General features: G+C 55.1%; 9 protein-coding genes. 4 read left to right on the top strand and 5 right to left on the bottom strand.

Annotated features, from left to right (window positions below):
- Positions 1–431: 431 nt before the first annotated feature.
- A complete protein-coding gene (locus R3C20_12535) occupies positions 432–3,200 on the bottom strand; it encodes a peroxidase family protein (protein MEZ6041327.1) in 2,769 nt (922 codons plus the stop codon).
- Positions 3,201–3,549: 349 nt separating this feature from the next.
- On the opposite strand from R3C20_12535, the gene R3C20_12530 reads away from it, so the two are divergent.
- Positions 3,550–5,769, top strand: coding sequence for a hypothetical protein (locus R3C20_12530; protein ID MEZ6041326.1), 2,220 nt, complete (start codon positions 3,550–3,552; stop codon positions 5,767–5,769).
- Here the strand turns inward: R3C20_12530 and murA are convergent.
- The 4 genes from murA to R3C20_12510 all read right to left on the bottom strand — a co-directional run bounded on the left by murA (position 5,756) and on the right by R3C20_12510 (position 11,950).
- Positions 5,756–7,072 carry a UDP-N-acetylglucosamine 1-carboxyvinyltransferase gene (gene murA / locus R3C20_12525; protein ID MEZ6041325.1) on the bottom strand — a complete coding sequence of 439 codons (1,317 nt, stop codon included), beginning with the start codon at positions 7,070–7,072 and terminating at the stop codon, positions 5,756–5,758. The genes R3C20_12530 and murA overlap by 14 nt on opposite strands.
- Positions 7,069–8,070, bottom strand: coding sequence for a peptide chain release factor N(5)-glutamine methyltransferase (gene prmC, locus R3C20_12520; protein MEZ6041324.1), 1,002 nt, complete (start codon positions 8,068–8,070; stop codon positions 7,069–7,071). Before prmC ends, murA begins: the two co-directional genes overlap by 4 nt.
- Before the next feature lie 170 nt (positions 8,071–8,240).
- Complete coding sequence (locus R3C20_12515; protein MEZ6041323.1) at positions 8,241–10,121, bottom strand: ABC transporter permease; 1,881 nt, start codon at positions 10,119–10,121, stop codon at positions 8,241–8,243.
- 35 nt (positions 10,122–10,156) lie between these two features.
- Positions 10,157–11,950, bottom strand: a complete 1,794-nt coding sequence (locus R3C20_12510) for an aspartate kinase (protein ID MEZ6041322.1) — start codon at positions 11,948–11,950, stop codon at positions 10,157–10,159.
- Between the two features lie 318 nt (positions 11,951–12,268).
- Between R3C20_12510 and R3C20_12505 the strand changes: the two genes are divergently transcribed.
- From R3C20_12505 to R3C20_12495, 3 genes are all read left to right on the top strand, one after another.
- Entirely contained in the window at positions 12,269–13,477 is a 1,209-nt protein-coding gene (locus tag R3C20_12505) for a 2,3-bisphosphoglycerate-independent phosphoglycerate mutase (GenBank protein MEZ6041321.1), read from the top strand.
- A 5-nt stretch (positions 13,478–13,482) separates the two neighbouring features.
- Positions 13,483–13,875, top strand: a complete 393-nt coding sequence (gene acpS, locus R3C20_12500; protein MEZ6041320.1) for a holo-ACP synthase — start codon at positions 13,483–13,485, stop codon at positions 13,873–13,875.
- 342 nt (positions 13,876–14,217) lie between these two features.
- Positions 14,218–14,943, top strand: a complete 726-nt coding sequence (locus R3C20_12495) for a hypothetical protein (GenBank protein MEZ6041319.1) — start codon at positions 14,218–14,220, stop codon at positions 14,941–14,943.
- Positions 14,944–15,105: the final 162 nt, after the last annotated feature.

The following is a 15,105-nucleotide window of genomic DNA, read 5'->3' as shown; positions in this document are numbered from 1 at the left end:
TGGGCGATTCCGGAAAGTTGTTTCGCACTGATGCAGGTGATCCCGCGTAATTGCATGGCGTTATGCCGCCAGCAGATCCGCCACTGGAATGTCAGGAAATAAGAACGGCGTCTTCGTGGAGAAAAGACGCCGTTCGGTCTCGATGGACCCAGTGTAGTCGGATTGTGTGACAAATTCACGGCTGGCGACGACGGAGTATCGGTGATGGCCTGCAGCAATCCGGTGAACGGAGACCGACGTGACATCGGGCATCACTGGCCAAAGGGAACCGGTAAAGAAGTTTTTCTTGCACCCTTCATCTGACCGGTTGCTGGATTCTTCAACGGGCTGCTGGCTCTCCGTTCAAAAACCGGGACAAGCACGCAGGACGACTGGAAACCATCGTGTTTTAAGGTCTACTGCTCGAGCCAGTTCCGTTGTTCAACAGACTACTAACCATTCCATGCGTCATGCAGGAGTGCTGGAGAACTGAAATACATGATGTTCAGTTCTGCGATCAGTGTCCCTTCGGAGTTTCGAGATCCATCCCAGAACCAAAGCCGCCCGTCCCGGGTGATGCAATACCAGCCGTTCTTTCCAGGGATCCATTTCTCCTGACGTCCACCCCAGTTGTAGATGTAACTTCCCCAGAACCGAAGCTGAAGCTGTTCGTCGAGTTGCCTGGCCAGATTTGCGACGCCATCCAGCGTATCTTCATCATTGAACGGTGTGCTGTGGTCACAGAGTTCATTCAGATTCTGGTAACACGAAACTTCGACCCTGCCGATGAAGGGGCCATTGGCGCCAGGGAGTCGATCCCACAGATGAATCGAACCATCCGGTAAAATGAACATCCATCCTTTGTTCGAATAGAACCATCGTTCCTGACGTCCACTCCAGTTGTAGTAGTCATTTCCGAGGAAACGCAGATTGTAGAACTGGTCGAGGAATGCCGCGTATCGAGGAGCGACGTCTGGTGATTGTTCATTGCCATCTTCGACGATCAAATCGAATCCGCCACCGCCGATCAATTGATCAACGCCCCCCTCACCGTAGAGTTGATCCGCTCCCGGTCCGCCGTAGAGCTTGTCGTCTCCGTTGCCGCCTCGAAGAATATCGTTCCCATATCCACCGTAGAGTTCGTCGTTTGAATCTCCGCCCACCAGAAGGTCGTTGCCATCGCCGCCATCCAGGATGGTCTTGTTAACGCACGGATGAACGATCGTCAGGCTGTCGTCACCTGCGGCGCCTTCGACCATGAGTTCGTCGATGTATTCAAAGAAAACATCAAGGTCGTTCAGGTTGACAGAGTTGCCATTTACTGTGACCGTGTCGTCCCCCGAAGTGCCATGAACGACAAGTCGGTCTCGTCCCACATTTCCTGCGCGAAAATCGATACCGTTGGGAAGCATCTCGGCGGTGATTGAGCCGTCGACGACCAGTCGGTCGGCCAGCTTCTCGTTGCCGACGATAATCAGACCGCTGAGATCATTCGTGTCATGCATGAAGACGATGTTGCCCGAAACATCATCCACAATTTGAATGTATTCGTTGACAGCTTTGACGGTCGCCCGTCGAATACCGGTGGGTGCAAATTCAAATTCAATGATCTCTGAGTTTGGAGTGAAGAACACGTTACTCTGGGCGAACTGGACGTCGGTGTTTCGTTCGATGACTTCAGCCAGAGTCGTGTTTCGCAGAGTCTGCAGTTCGGTTCCTGTGAAGATGTTTTCGTACCAGAATCGGTCTCCATCGCGGAGTCGTTGAAACTGATCCACCAGAATCGTAGTAAATGTGATTCCCATCGAACTGTCGGCCAGATGGTCCTCAGCAAGGCCGCCGACCCAGAGATCGATGTTGTCGACATTTCCGTAGGTTAGTTCTAATGCGGCCGCGACCATCGGATTGGAACTGATGTCGTCGAATGAACTGACGCGTGGGAGCCCCATCGCTTCCCGTGTCGTATTGTAGTCCGCCAGACCGTGGTCACGCCCTCGTTGAATGTTCAGGGACGCGAGGTCAAGCCCGCCCTGCCCTGGCTCACCGAACAGGAAATTGCGAACGCCATCGACGATCTGAACGTCCAGTTCCTGAGCTGCCTGAACGGCTGCACCTCGGAAAAGAACATCAATTCCCGTGGACAGCAGCGCGGGCGGGTTGAAGAAGGCTGATGCGAGAGGTAACGCACCTCCAGGGATACTGTTACCAAAAGCGTCGATCCGCTGTAACGATGGCGACAACAATGAATGCCCGAATCGGTAGGCTGCCGTGGAAAATTCGTTGGCGATCGTCGGATTCACGGACGAATCGTAGCCGGCGTAGGGAGCAATGGCGTGATTGCCAAGCAAAGCCGGAAGGAATTCGTTGTAGGTGATGACCTGGATTTCTGCCGCAACGATTGATCGAGCTTTTTCGTAGAGTTCCTGGTCGGTGAGTGATGAGTCGGCTGCGGAAAGTTCTTCGCAAAGGCGGTTGTGTTCCCGGACCCACAGTGTGTGCATCGACGACAACGCAATATTCTCATTCGCCCTGACGTCACCCGCCAGAAACAGTGATGAAGATGATCCACCGGCATTGGGCAATCCGGCGTCATTGTAGGGAAGCAGATTCCCTTCACTGGTTCGCAGACGCCCTACGTCGAAACTTCTCAGCGCATTCGCACGTTCGTTTGATGATCCGTAGACGACTGATCCATCGAGCCAGGCGGTGATCGAGTTAAGTTGTTGTCGCATACCATCAGATGACTCTTCTCCCTCGACGGAGACGGATCTCGCCAGGTCAATTTGCACGGTTCCCGTCGCCAGCGGATCAAACCACGGATCGCCGGCCGACACGTCGATACTGAAGTCTTCCGCAGGAACCGCAGGATCGGTCAGATCGATGTCGTGATCGATGAGTTGACCCCACATCCAGACAAAGTCGGACATCTGCCGATCATTCAGAATCGATTCGGCCTGTGCAACAATCTGGTTGCTTACCAGTCTGGCGCCGGGGCGATTGCTGCCTGCCGGACTAGAGATTCCATCTTCATAGGCGGGGCTGGCGTAGCGGATCAGTTCTGTCTCTGTGCTTCCCCACCACGGAGACGATTCGTTGTGCCCAACTCCGTCGATAGGAGACGTCGCTGCAGACAGGAGTTGACGTTCTTCGACTGCCTCAATCGACGAAAACAGTACCGATTCGGGCCGATTGTGAATGCCGGAACGAGCGCCGCGTTTCATGAAATCATCTCACTTCGAACAGTTTTCGGACTCCGGTGGGATTCTCCGGAGGAGAGTCGTGTCGCGGGGGCGTGCCTTTCGTGGATTCCCGCCCGCAGAGACAATTGATGATGCCCGTCCGTTGCGTACAGTTCGATAGCCGACACTCGCGTGGTTGCCGTTTTCGCGGTGATGTTTTGCAACATGCCGGAATTAAGCCTGCGATCAAGCCTGCAGGTCACGCCCGTCGGGTTGAACGTTCGGCAGTGATAAAGCTGGTGGAATCAGGTGGAAGTTTCTGGATCATTCAGGGTGATGATGTCATTATGCTGGGGTTCGTCCGGACGTTTTCAGAAGTTAGGGCTTTGGTATGGCTGTTAGTAAAGAAGAAAGTGGCCGCCGGGAATCTCAACCGGAGTCTCGTGGTTATTTCGGCGACGAGGACAATACCCTTCGAAATGTCAGTCTGTCCGACCTGATGCGCCCCGGAAACTGGTGGACCTGGTTCATGGGTTTTGCCGAAGGTTGGTGCTACTCCCGAGAATTCATGCGGCTGCTGCAGGGGTTGCCGTTCGCTCTCGCTGCGGCAGGCACTCTGACCTATACCATCTGGCTCAAAAATGCATCGGACGCACCCGTCATTGCCAGGGTTGAACGCGAAATCAATGCCGCCGTAGAGGCAGATGACGAAGAACGCATTGAGTATGGGTTGAAAACCCTGATGTCGTTACGGCCGAGCGATCAGAGTTTTCGATTTCGCATGGGTGTTTTTCTTCTGACAAAACACAGACAGGATGGGCTCGCGTACATGATGCCACTGTTGGCGCCTGATGCAAATGGATACACACCGGCCCGCCGGTGGATCGTGAATCAGGCCCTTTTGGAAGAGCCGTATGTACCGCTGACCGAAGACGATATTGAACGACAATTGTTACTGATACAACGGGAGGCACCCGATGACAGCGACATTGCCAGACGACTGGCTGACGTTTATCTGAAAAGGTCTGAGTGGCGGCTTGCAGAACAATCGCTCAACACTGCCGTCAGGACATACCCGGTGCTCTCACTCTCTCTGGCAAGAGTCAAGAAGCAGCTTGGTCGACCGGAAAGTGACATCATTACGCTGCAGGAAACCGGTCTTGCTGAGTTGCAGTCGTACTTCTCCGCCAATCGTCAGGATTCTTCGATGAGGAAGATGCTGGCAGAAGCGCTGGCGTCTCTGGGACGCCTGCCGGAAGCACGCAGCCTGCTGCAGACAGGGCTTCAGGAAACGAATGATCCCATGCTGTCGAGGGCATTGTCCGATTTTGATCTGCAGGTCACCGCTATGCGGCTCCAGCAATCACCGTTGAATCGGGACGTTGGAGTGCGAAACGTCCTTCAGGTCATTGCCAGACAGCCTGACCATCCGGGGATCATTCCGATTGTTACTCGCGTCCACTCGATGGGAGCCAGATTTGAGCGAGAACAGCTGCAGTCCTGTATCAACCATTGGAGCGGCATTGTAAACGATCATCAGGGGGGCAGTGACGAAACCGAGCTGAATCGCCTGAACGATGCAAGGCTCAATCTTTCGCAGCTGTATGTCGCCTGCAATGCCCTTCCGGAAGCCATTGAATTGCTGCAGGTCGTTGCCGAATCGCGACCACAAATGCGAGTGACCCTCGCTCGGTTGTACGCAGTGTCAGGCGATAGTGCTGCTGCGCAGACTCTGACAAAAACACTATTAGAAGAAAGTGAATTGCGCCTTTCTGAGCACCCGAAAGATGAAAATGCCCTGCAGGTCATGCTTGAATGTTATGCGATTCTCCAGCGACCAATGGAGTCGATTGATCTTGTCCGCAGGTGGTGTGAATCGGCGAACAAGCCATTGAATGAATGTTCACCGATCATTCAGACCGCTTTCGGGACCGCTTGCCTCCGTCAATACGGAATACTGCTGCGTGGTGAACAGTCTTCTTCCGCCGAAAATTCGGTTGATTCTGCAAATACTGGCAGGGTGCTTGATGTTGATAAAGCCAACGAAATGCTCCTGTTGCTTGATCAGGCCATCACCATTCCGGCAACTCAGGCGCCGGTGATCGTGGAACTTGCGAGACTTTCATGGGTGGAAGATGTGATGTCGGCCCCAGCACGGGATCGCCTGCGAAAGCTGCGTACGGCGGGAGATCCGAATGGACAGATTCACATGCTGATGGGAACACAGGCGCTACTGGCAGAAAAGTTTACCGATGCGATTCTGCTGCTGGACACGGCGAACGCAATCCGGTCCGGAGATCCATCGATACTCAACAATCTGGCCATCGCACTTTGTCGTTCCGAGCCACCCAATCTTGAACGAGCTCTCCAGGAAGTGGATCGGGCTCTCGCGATTGTGGACGATCAGTCGGAACTGCACGCAACTCGCGGCGAAATCCTCCTGCGAATGGAACGATGGACAGAAGCTTGCAACGAGTTACTGATTGCTCTGCCCGACAAGAAAAATGATGCGCTGACTCACGAACTTCTGGTGACCGCCTTTACGGAATTGGGCAAAATGGATATGGCGGAAGCTCACAAAGCCCGTTTGATTGAGCTCAGTCAGGATTAGGGCCGGAAAGTCTCTGGATGCAGGCGCCGAGCTGATTCAGTTTCCTCTCGAATCCGGCGTACCCGCGGTCAATGTGGTAGACGCGTCGGATTTCAGAAGTCCCCTCGGCAGCCATTGCAGCCAGCACGAGTGCGGCACTCGCCCGCAGGTCGGATGCCATCACTGTTGCGCCAGTCAGCCGATCCACACCGCGGATAATTGCCGTGCCCGCAGTAACGCGGATATCGGCTCCCATTCGAACCAACTCCGCAGCGTGCATGAATCGATCCGGGAAGACGCGATCTGTAATGACACTGGTGCCGCCGGCCAGCGACAGCAGCGCCATTAATTGCGCCTGAGCGTCTGTTGGAATTCCCGGGTAAGGCAGCGCGATCAGTTCTACCGGGCGCAGTTCCCCTGCTGCTTCGGCGGATACGCGCCACGTCACTTCGACATCGGAATTTATGACGGACTGGCATACTCCAATCTGGTCCAGCGCCGTCCGAATGCTTTGAAGGCTTTCCGTTGGAGCATTGATGATCTCAACGTCCCCACTGGTGATCGCTGCCGCGATCGCCAGCGTTGCTGCTTCGATGCGGTCCGGAATGACCGAATGAGCGACCGCATTCAGATGTCGGACACCGGTGACTTCGATCGTCGAGGTCCCCGCGCCCTGAATATCAGCGCCCGCTGCGTTCAGAAATGCCGCAAGATCTGCGACTTCCGGTTCGCAGGCTGCTGCCCGAATCACAGTTCGGCCAACCGCTGTTGCCGCAGCACACAAGACATTGCATGTCCCTGTGACCGTGCTTCCTTCCGGGCCGCTGAGGACAAGATCACATCCTTTCAGAATTCGGGACTCGGCAATGATGTAGCCTCGTTCTATGCGGATGTCGGCTCCCAGTGCTGCCAGGCCTCTCAGATGCAGGTCGATCGGTCGATGACCGATGTTACAGCCTCCGGGAAGTGATACACGCGCGCGACCAAAGCGTGAAAGCAGTGGTCCAAGGACGCAGACGCTGGCACGCATCCGGCTGACCAGATCGTAAGGAGCTTCCATCGACTCCTGGGCGGAGTTGCGGATCTCCACAGTACCAGCGGCTGTGTCGCGACAGATGTGAGCGCCGAGTTGAGACAACAACTGGCACATCGTATCGATATCGGTCAGATCGGGAATCTGCCGGAGCTGGACCGTGCCGTCAACGGCAAGGGATGCCGCCAGTATGGGAAGTGCGGCATTCTTGGATCCATCGACTCGCACCCTGCCGCGCAGAGGTTTGGCGCCCTGAATGCGAAAGATTTCATTCGATCGATCGAACGTCACTGTCCCGGCCATTCAGCAAACACCACCCGGTCATTTCCACTCAGATCCTTGCGGATACCTGTCGCGGTGAAACCTGTTGTCCTGAGAATCGATTCGACCGTTTGGCACTGGGCGGGATCCAGTTCGAACGCGATGAATGCGTTCGGCTTCAGGATCATGGTTGCCTGATGAATGATTCGGCGAGTGATGTCCAGTCCGTCTTCACCGGAGACCAGAGCTTCGTGGGGTTCATGCAGGCCAACTTCAGGCTGCAGTGCCGCCATTTCGTCGATCCGGATATACGGTGGGTTGCTGACAATTCCATCGAACGACGGAGTGAATCCGGCGGCCGTTCCTTCCGATGAATTCTTCGGCAGGAAAGCCCGCAGACAATCACCATTGACCAGTTGAATTCGGTCCTGCACTTTGTGCGCAGAGGAATTGTGGGTCGCAAAATGCATTGCTTCCGGCGATGGGTCCGTCGCCTGAATGGTTAGCTGGGGGCACTGTTTCGCTAACGTGATGGATATGCAGCCACTTCCAAAGCCCACTTCGGCAATGTGTCGACTTTCATTGCGAGGTAATCGTTCCAGGCAGACATCAATCAGAGTCTCCGTCTCAGGACGGGGGATCAGGACGCCTTTGCCAACCTCAAAACTTCGCCCGTAGAATTCTTTACTGCCAACCAGGTAGGCCAGTGGTTCTCGTTTTGCCCTGCGCTGGACCATTTCACGCATTCTGGATCGTTCGGTGTCAGAAACGACGGCATCGAAATCCGTGTAAAGGCGGATGCGCTGGCACTGTCGCGCGTGGGAAAGAAGTAATTCCGCCTCCAGTCGCGGTGATTCGATCCCTTTCTGTTTCAGAAACCCGGTCGTCCATTCCAGAATCCGCTGAACTGTCCACACCTCTTCGGAAGCTGACGGATGTGCGGTGGCGGCATTTTTGCTTACGGCTGATCCTGAAGGAATGGCATTAGACAGCGGTGCAGGAGGCGTTGGATGGTCGTCCGTTCCCATGAAGCTTTGATTTCGGCTGTGGCTGTGCTGAAACAGAAAATTGGCGATAGACGATGCATCGCCGGGCGGGAGAGTTGTATCACATCGGATGCTGTGAACACTACCGGAACAGAACTGTTCGTACTTCGGCGAAGCGAGTCAAGTACGAGGTGCGACAATTGCAGCAGCCATCACGACGGCGTTTCTGTGTGCTGCGTGTCGATGCGCCCGAGGAACGCCGGGAATTTTTGCAGGACCCAAACGCGAATGATCCAGAAGACACCAAAGTAAAGGATCAGATTCAGGAAGATAACGCTCCAGTACGCGAAGGCATGTTCGGTTCCCAGGTCGCGGATAATGTCGTCCAGTTCGCCCACCAGCGTCAATCCGTAAACAATCGCCGGGGATGAGAAATACCAGAACGGAAATGTTCGAGGTCGGGCATCGACAGCCAGCATGATGATGGTCAGCAATGCGACCGGTCCCAGAGACAAGGCAAGAAGCGACAGGATCGAAGCCAGCATCGCTTTCAGTTGGGAATGCAGATACAGGCCCCAGCCCGTAGCAATCCACTTGGCGATGTGAAGGTACAGGTACAAGTGCAGAAACATCGCGACGACGATGAAAATACGGGATTGAAGAAAGCCAAGCTGGTCGTATGTAAATCTCCGGTACTGGCTTTCTATATCGAACCATCCGGATGGCGTCACGAATCGAAACATCATCCCCAGAAAATTCAGCAGAACAAGGTAAGCGAAGAATCCCATAATCAGCAGAATACATCGGTTTGTTGCCGCCTGCTTTTCCGAGATCAGTTCATGATTTGAAACAGGAGTCGTAAGCAGGGAATCAAGAGTTTGTCTCTCTCTTTCAGCTGCGAACATTCGACTCGCTACGCTTGCCACCATCAACAGACTGACGATCGTGCCGAAAATTTCACACCCAACGAAGAACTCATACCACGAACTTGCTCTGCGTAGTTCATGAGACATAAGAATCGTCAGCACAAAGAACGCCCCGGCCAGAAAGGCGAACAACGGCCATCGAGCAAGCATCGTTGCCGCGATTTCGCGGTTACCAATTGCTGTATTCGTCGGCAGGCGTCTTCTGATGGTTTGCAGCCAGGGTTGCGGTATCCGGGTAGCCAGCCCGCGAAGTTTCGACAGCCGAAGCTTCTGTGCCAAAAATCGAATGGGCCCTGCAAGGATCTGTTTGAAATTCGGGTTCGCAAGACCCTTTTCAGAGTGAAGCCTTCCGACGGCGAATACACTGCCTACCAGCATCAGCGTCGAAACCAAAATCGGCGGCCATGCAATCATCATCAAATCCAGAAGCCCACCCTGATCTCGCTGGAACATTTCGATGCAGGCGAGGAAAGCGACGAATGGAATGTACAATTGTTCTCGCAAGGGAACATAGGCAGGAAAGATCTGAATCCGTGGCAACAGCCTTAGCTCATCGAGGATTCCGGCGATGCAGGGCGGCACAAGTGCAAGGGCAGCCAACGTCAGATATACCGCCCAGAATGATGTTGTCCCGGAACGCAGCAGGCTGCTGCAGAAAATGGCAACGGAAGCCACCTGAATCGCTGCCATGATCAGAATCATTACGGAGCCGATGGTTTGTTTCAGAGTAATTCCCCCCAGCAGGTAGGCGACTCCCAGGATCGGCAGCGTGATCAGCATGAACTGTGCGAGTGGCAACAACGCCGAAAGCAGTTTTTCCGCGACAAGTCTGGCCGGGGAAAGGCGGGTGATCAGAAGCAGGCTGAGCGTTTGTTTTTCGCGTTCGCCGGAAATCGCCCCGCACGTCATCACAGGCAGCAGGATATAGATGGCAAACAGGTTTGTCGCAACCAGCACCATGGCAATCTCGCCGCCGGTGCCCAGCATCCGGTACGCGTTGCGGTAGGATCGCAGATCAAAGAACAGTAACAGGAACACGACCAGAAGAATGGCGGCCATTGCAGAACGCAGAACGTAGGTACGCTTACGGTTTGCGGCTTCAATCAGCTCCCGCTTCAGTAACGGGAGTTCCAGAATATCCCGGGCTATGGCGCTAATTGATTTCATCGAATGGTTCGCCCCTGCCCGCGACACGATCTCATTTATGCCAGGCCAAATTCTTTCCTCAGGAGTTGAAGTGCATTCTGCACTTCAGACCCGGCAAGTACGACGCTGATCTTGATTTCACTGGTGTTAATCATCTGTACGTTGATTTGGTTTTCACCAAGGGTCCGAAACAGTCTTGCACCTACGTCAGTGTGACTTCGCAGGCCGATTCCGACAACTGACAGCTTGCCGATATGCCGATCAGATGTCACGACAGATCCGTCATAGTGCTCCAGAACTTCCCTCAACAGCAGCAGAGATGCATCCAGATCTTCGGACGGAACGGTAAACGATATCGTGGCTCGCCCGTCTCGTGCGGCATTCTGAACGATCATGTCGACCAGTACGCCGCCTTCTCCGATGGCAGTGAAAACATGTTCTGCGATTCCGGGATCGTCCGGAAGATTGCTGATTGTCACACGCGACTGATCAGTGTCGGCGTATACTTCACTCACAACGATGGCTTCCATACCGGAAAGCTGCGATGCGATGTCCTCTGCCAGTTGCTGGTTGCCGCGACCACTCCACTGGCCTCGACGATCGCTGGCCCGGACGCCAATGTCGGGCAGAAGTGGTGCTGGCTTATCCAGTCCGAAACCGCTGTGCACGGCAACGACAGCTTCGCTGCATTGCTCCCGACCAATCAGAACAGAGATCTTGATTTCACTTGTTGTGACAACGCGGATGTTGATTTTTTCGTTGGCCAGCACCTGAAACATTCGAGCGGCGACGCCTGTATGCGTTTGCATGCCCTGCCCGACCACGCTGACTTTGGAGAGACCGGTTGAGTGATTTACCTCAGCACCACCCAGCGTTCGCGCGGCCCTTGTCGCCACATCAAGTGCAGCGGCCAGATCTTCTTCGGGGACCGTAAACGAAACGTTGGCAAATCCTTCTCTGGCAACATTCTGAACGACCATGTCCACGGCAATTCGAGCTTGTGACAGAGTCGTAAAGAGCTGGCTCATGACTCCGGGTTGATCCGGGAGGCCAATCAGTCCGATCAGCGCTTCGTTACGCACAAATGCAACACCTGTTACTACGGATCTGGACGCATCGGGCTCCGGGGCAATCAGTGTGCCGGGCCCATCGCTGTACGCCGGTCGCACGCGCAGGTGAACGCCATACTTCTTTGCAAATTCAATGGAGCGGGAATGCATGACACCGGCCCCAAGGCTTGCGAGTTCCAGCATTTCGTCGTACGAAATTCGTTCGATCTTGCGTGCCGAAGGAACCACACGCGGATCAGTGGTGAAGACGCCCTCGACGTCGGTGTAGATCTCGCATTGTTCGGCATTGAGAGCTGCTGCGAGCGCCGTTGCCGTCGTATCGCTTCCACCACGTCCCAGCGTCGTGATGTTAAAATCCGCATCCACTCCCTGAAAACCGGCCGCGATCACGATGTTCCCTGCATCCAGCAGCTGCTGCATCCGACGGGTTGAAATGCTGACGATTCTGGCCTTGGTGTGTGTCTGGTCGGTGAGCACGCCGATTTGAGCACCGGTCAGACTGACAGCATCCTCGCCGAGCTCGTGAACGGCCATCGCCATCAGGGCGACAGATTCCTGTTCGCCGGTTGAAAGCAGCATGTCCATTTCCCGGGGGCGTGGTGCTTTAGTGATTTCAGCCGCCAGCTCCACGAGTTCGTCCGTCTTGTGGCCTCTTGCGCTGACCACGGCGACCACCTGATGTCCCCGTCTTTTTGCTTCGATTGCGCGCTGCGCTGCGCCTCGGATCTTTTCTGCGTTTGCGACACTAGTTCCGCCAAATTTCTGGACAATAATCGACACGGTTCGCCTGCGTTGTGTTTACGTCACTTGAAGTCGTAAAACGAATCAACGGGTCGATTTCGACCCGTCTTCAGAAAAGTGATCTGCCCCGCAATTTGGAGGTCCGTCCGTAGTTTGGCAAGCACAAGTGCTAAACTCCTGTCTTCAGGAATCGGATTTCTCCCGATTCCCCCGCATGATTCGGCCGCGAGTTCGGGTGAAACCGGCGATTCAAATCGATATTCTCCCCGTCATCGCGCCGTGAGCATTTCTGATCCGGCACCTCCTGTATGGCATTCACGTCCACTTTGGACGGACAAATTATAAAAGGAACCATTGATGACTGACATTCATAACCTGACGCGCCGACTTCAGCGCGCATCGGATTCGAAGATCGTGCTGCTGGTCGGTGATGGACTGGGCGGCCTTCCTCTTGAGCCGGGCGGAAAGACGGAACTGGAAACCGCCCACACTCCCAATCTGGATGCCATGGCACAGCGTGGCGTCACCGGAATGAGCATCCCTGTTCTGCCGGGAATCGCTCCCGGAAGTGGCCCCGGGCATCTGGGGCTGTTTGGGTATGATCCCCTTCAATATGACATCGGTCGCGGTGTGCTGGAAGCACTTGGGATCGATTTCGAACTGACCGACCGTGACGTCGCGGTCCGAGGGAATTTCTGTACGGTGGATTCCGATGGAAATATTACCGATCGTCGCGCCGGTCGCATCGCCAGCGATATCGCAGCCGGACTTTGCGAAAAACTGGATAAGATCACGATTCCCGGCGTCGAAGTCTTCGTCCGTCACGTCAAGGAATACCGACTGGTGATTGTGATTCGTGGCGATGGGCTCGGTGGCCGCGTCAACGACACCGATCCGCAGCGCACCGGCGTTCCTCCTCTTGCCCCACAGGGCAGCGATCCGGAATCACAAAAAACCGCGGAGATCCTCGCGGAGTTCAAGCGGCAGGCCGCACAAATTCTGAAGGACGACGCGCCCGCCAATCTGTTGACGATGCGTGGTATCGCAAAAATGCCGCCCATTCCGCGTTTCGAAGAAGTTTACGGCACCAAAGCCGGAGCGATTGCCGTCTATCCGATGTATCGAGGTCTCGCGCGGCTGGTGGGCATGGATATTCTGGATGCCGGTGCGACGCTGGATGACCAGATGAAGTGTCTGGAAGAAAACTGGGCGAAGTACGATTTCTTCTTCATCCACTTTAAGTACACCGACAGTACCGGAGAAGACGGCAACTTCGACGCCAAGGTCAAGCGGACCGAAGAGCTTGATTCTGCAATCCCCAAAATCATGGCGCTCAATCCCACAGTACTGATCGTCACAGGAGATCACAGTACACCCGCGAAGATGAAATCGCACAGTGGGCATCCTGTCCCCACTCTGCTGGTTGCAGACAACTGCCGATTTGATGGCTCGAAGTCGTTTGGCGAGTCGGCTTGTCGAGTCGGCGAACTCGGTATGTTCGAAGCAAAGTATCTGATGCTTCAAGCCTTGTCCCACGCTGGACGACTTGAGAAGTACGGAGCCTAGTCGCAATGCTGCTGGGGCTGGGCACCGACATCGTGGAAATTGAGCGAATTCGGGGCATGATTGACCGACACGGTGATCATTTCATCGAACGATGCTTCACGGCGGGAGAAATCGAATACTCCCGCCGTCACCGCGATTCGGTCGTCCGATTCGCGGGGCGATGGGCGGCCAAAGAAGCCGTTGTAAAGGTGCTCGGGACGGGCTTTGTCAAAGGGATTACGTTCCACGATGTCGAAGTGATATCGCTTCCATCAGGACAACCCAGCATCCAGCTATCCGGTGAAGCGGCCGACATCGCATCTGGCATTGGAATCGTCGAGGTACGCCTGACGATCAGCCACGCCCGGGAATACGCCACTGCGACCGCGATCGGTTGGGGCCAAAGCCCTGGCCAATGATACCCACGAACGCCCGGGCTTTCGTCTCCCACCGACGCAGCCATCCAGCCCCCTGTGTGGATCCCGTGGCAAACTGAAAGCAGACGGTCGGACACCTCTCTTCACACAGAAACGAGGGCGGCCGTTTGCCCTGTTTTTTTTCTCTCGCCCGTCTCACGATGACGCGAATTCGTCAGGCCGCCGTTTCGACTCGGTAAAGTCAAGGATGTCCTGTCGGGGAAAACTTCGGAATTGAAGCGCAGGTCAGACACAGCTGTCCGTAAAGCACTGCGATCGACGTCCGCGCGGCGCGACACGTTCTTCCGATTGCTGTGGTCTGACTTTTCTGAAGGAGGTCATGAAATGAGCATTCCCCATGTTGCCATTCGATTTGCGTTTTTCCTGATGGCTGGCAGCGTCATGCTGACGCGGCAGGGAAGTTCCTTCGTTTCGGCGCAATCCGTCGCGGCTGAAGACCGCTACTATTGGGTCGCTGTTCAGGACGGACAGATACCGGAAAACGCGATTCCGTTTGGCGAAAGCACGACCCGAATCACGGGTGGGGGTACCCGTCGAGCCAAAATCTATATCGCTCGCGGATACTTCGACGAACAGCGGACCAGCATTGCAATCGCGGACCACAACGGCTGCCGCGGGACTGCGATTCATAACCGATCTCGCGAACGCATCGTCCACCAGTTCAGTCGATTCGACGTTCTGGTTCCGGCAGCAGGATTTCGTCCGTCGTGGGAAACAACAGGCCGTCGCGAACTGGATCACATGACGGATGAGCAGGCTGCAAGCCTTGGTGTGGTGAAGATTACAGTGACGTTTGACGGGCCGGAATTCACTGGCTTTCCGGTTCAGTTTGAATGGGCAAACAAAACTGGTAGCTCGTTCCGCCCGGCATTCTATTCGGGCCCCACGGCATTTCCCGGGGAACAACGACAAATGAATTTGCGACCCGTTGATTCCTTTGACAATCGCGGAGATGAGGGACAGGGTTTCCGGTATCTCGTGATGAGGCCTGTCGAAGCTGCGTCGGGCAACATCGGTTCCGCACCTCCCGTTCCCCCGGACAGTTTCTGACAGAGTTCCCGACCAATAAAGAATGCAGGACGACGGGCGGATTTCAGAGGCCTGGCAGGATGAAAGCGTGTCCTGCAATGTGCCGGTAGCGTCCACGATGGCACCTGCAATCATCGTCAACGTTTTCGAACCATGACGAAAAACGTCCATCGTTGCTGGCTG

It is taken from the genome of Planctomycetaceae bacterium, assembly GCA_041398825.1.
Lineage (GTDB): Bacteria > Planctomycetota > Planctomycetia > Planctomycetales > Planctomycetaceae > F1-80-MAGs062.
The sequence above is the reverse complement of the archived record's forward strand: the minus strand, read 5'-3'. Positions and strand labels throughout refer to the sequence as shown.

Coding starts and splice junctions, on each gene's coding strand:
- R3C20_12515 (MEZ6041323.1), bottom strand. CDS start 10,121: ATGAAATCAATTAGCGCCATAGCCCGGGATATTCTGGAACTCCCGTTA.
- R3C20_12535 (MEZ6041327.1), bottom strand. CDS start 3,200: ATGAAACGCGGCGCTCGTTCCGGCATTCACAATCGGCCCGAATCGGTA.
- acpS (MEZ6041320.1), top strand. CDS start 13,483: ATGCTGCTGGGGCTGGGCACCGACATCGTGGAAATTGAGCGAATTCGG.
- R3C20_12495 (MEZ6041319.1), top strand. CDS start 14,218: ATGAGCATTCCCCATGTTGCCATTCGATTTGCGTTTTTCCTGATGGCT.
- R3C20_12530 (MEZ6041326.1), top strand. CDS start 3,550: ATGGCTGTTAGTAAAGAAGAAAGTGGCCGCCGGGAATCTCAACCGGAG.
- R3C20_12505 (MEZ6041321.1), top strand. CDS start 12,269: ATGACTGACATTCATAACCTGACGCGCCGACTTCAGCGCGCATCGGAT.
- prmC (MEZ6041324.1), bottom strand. CDS start 8,070: ATGGGAACGGACGACCATCCAACGCCTCCTGCACCGCTGTCTAATGCC.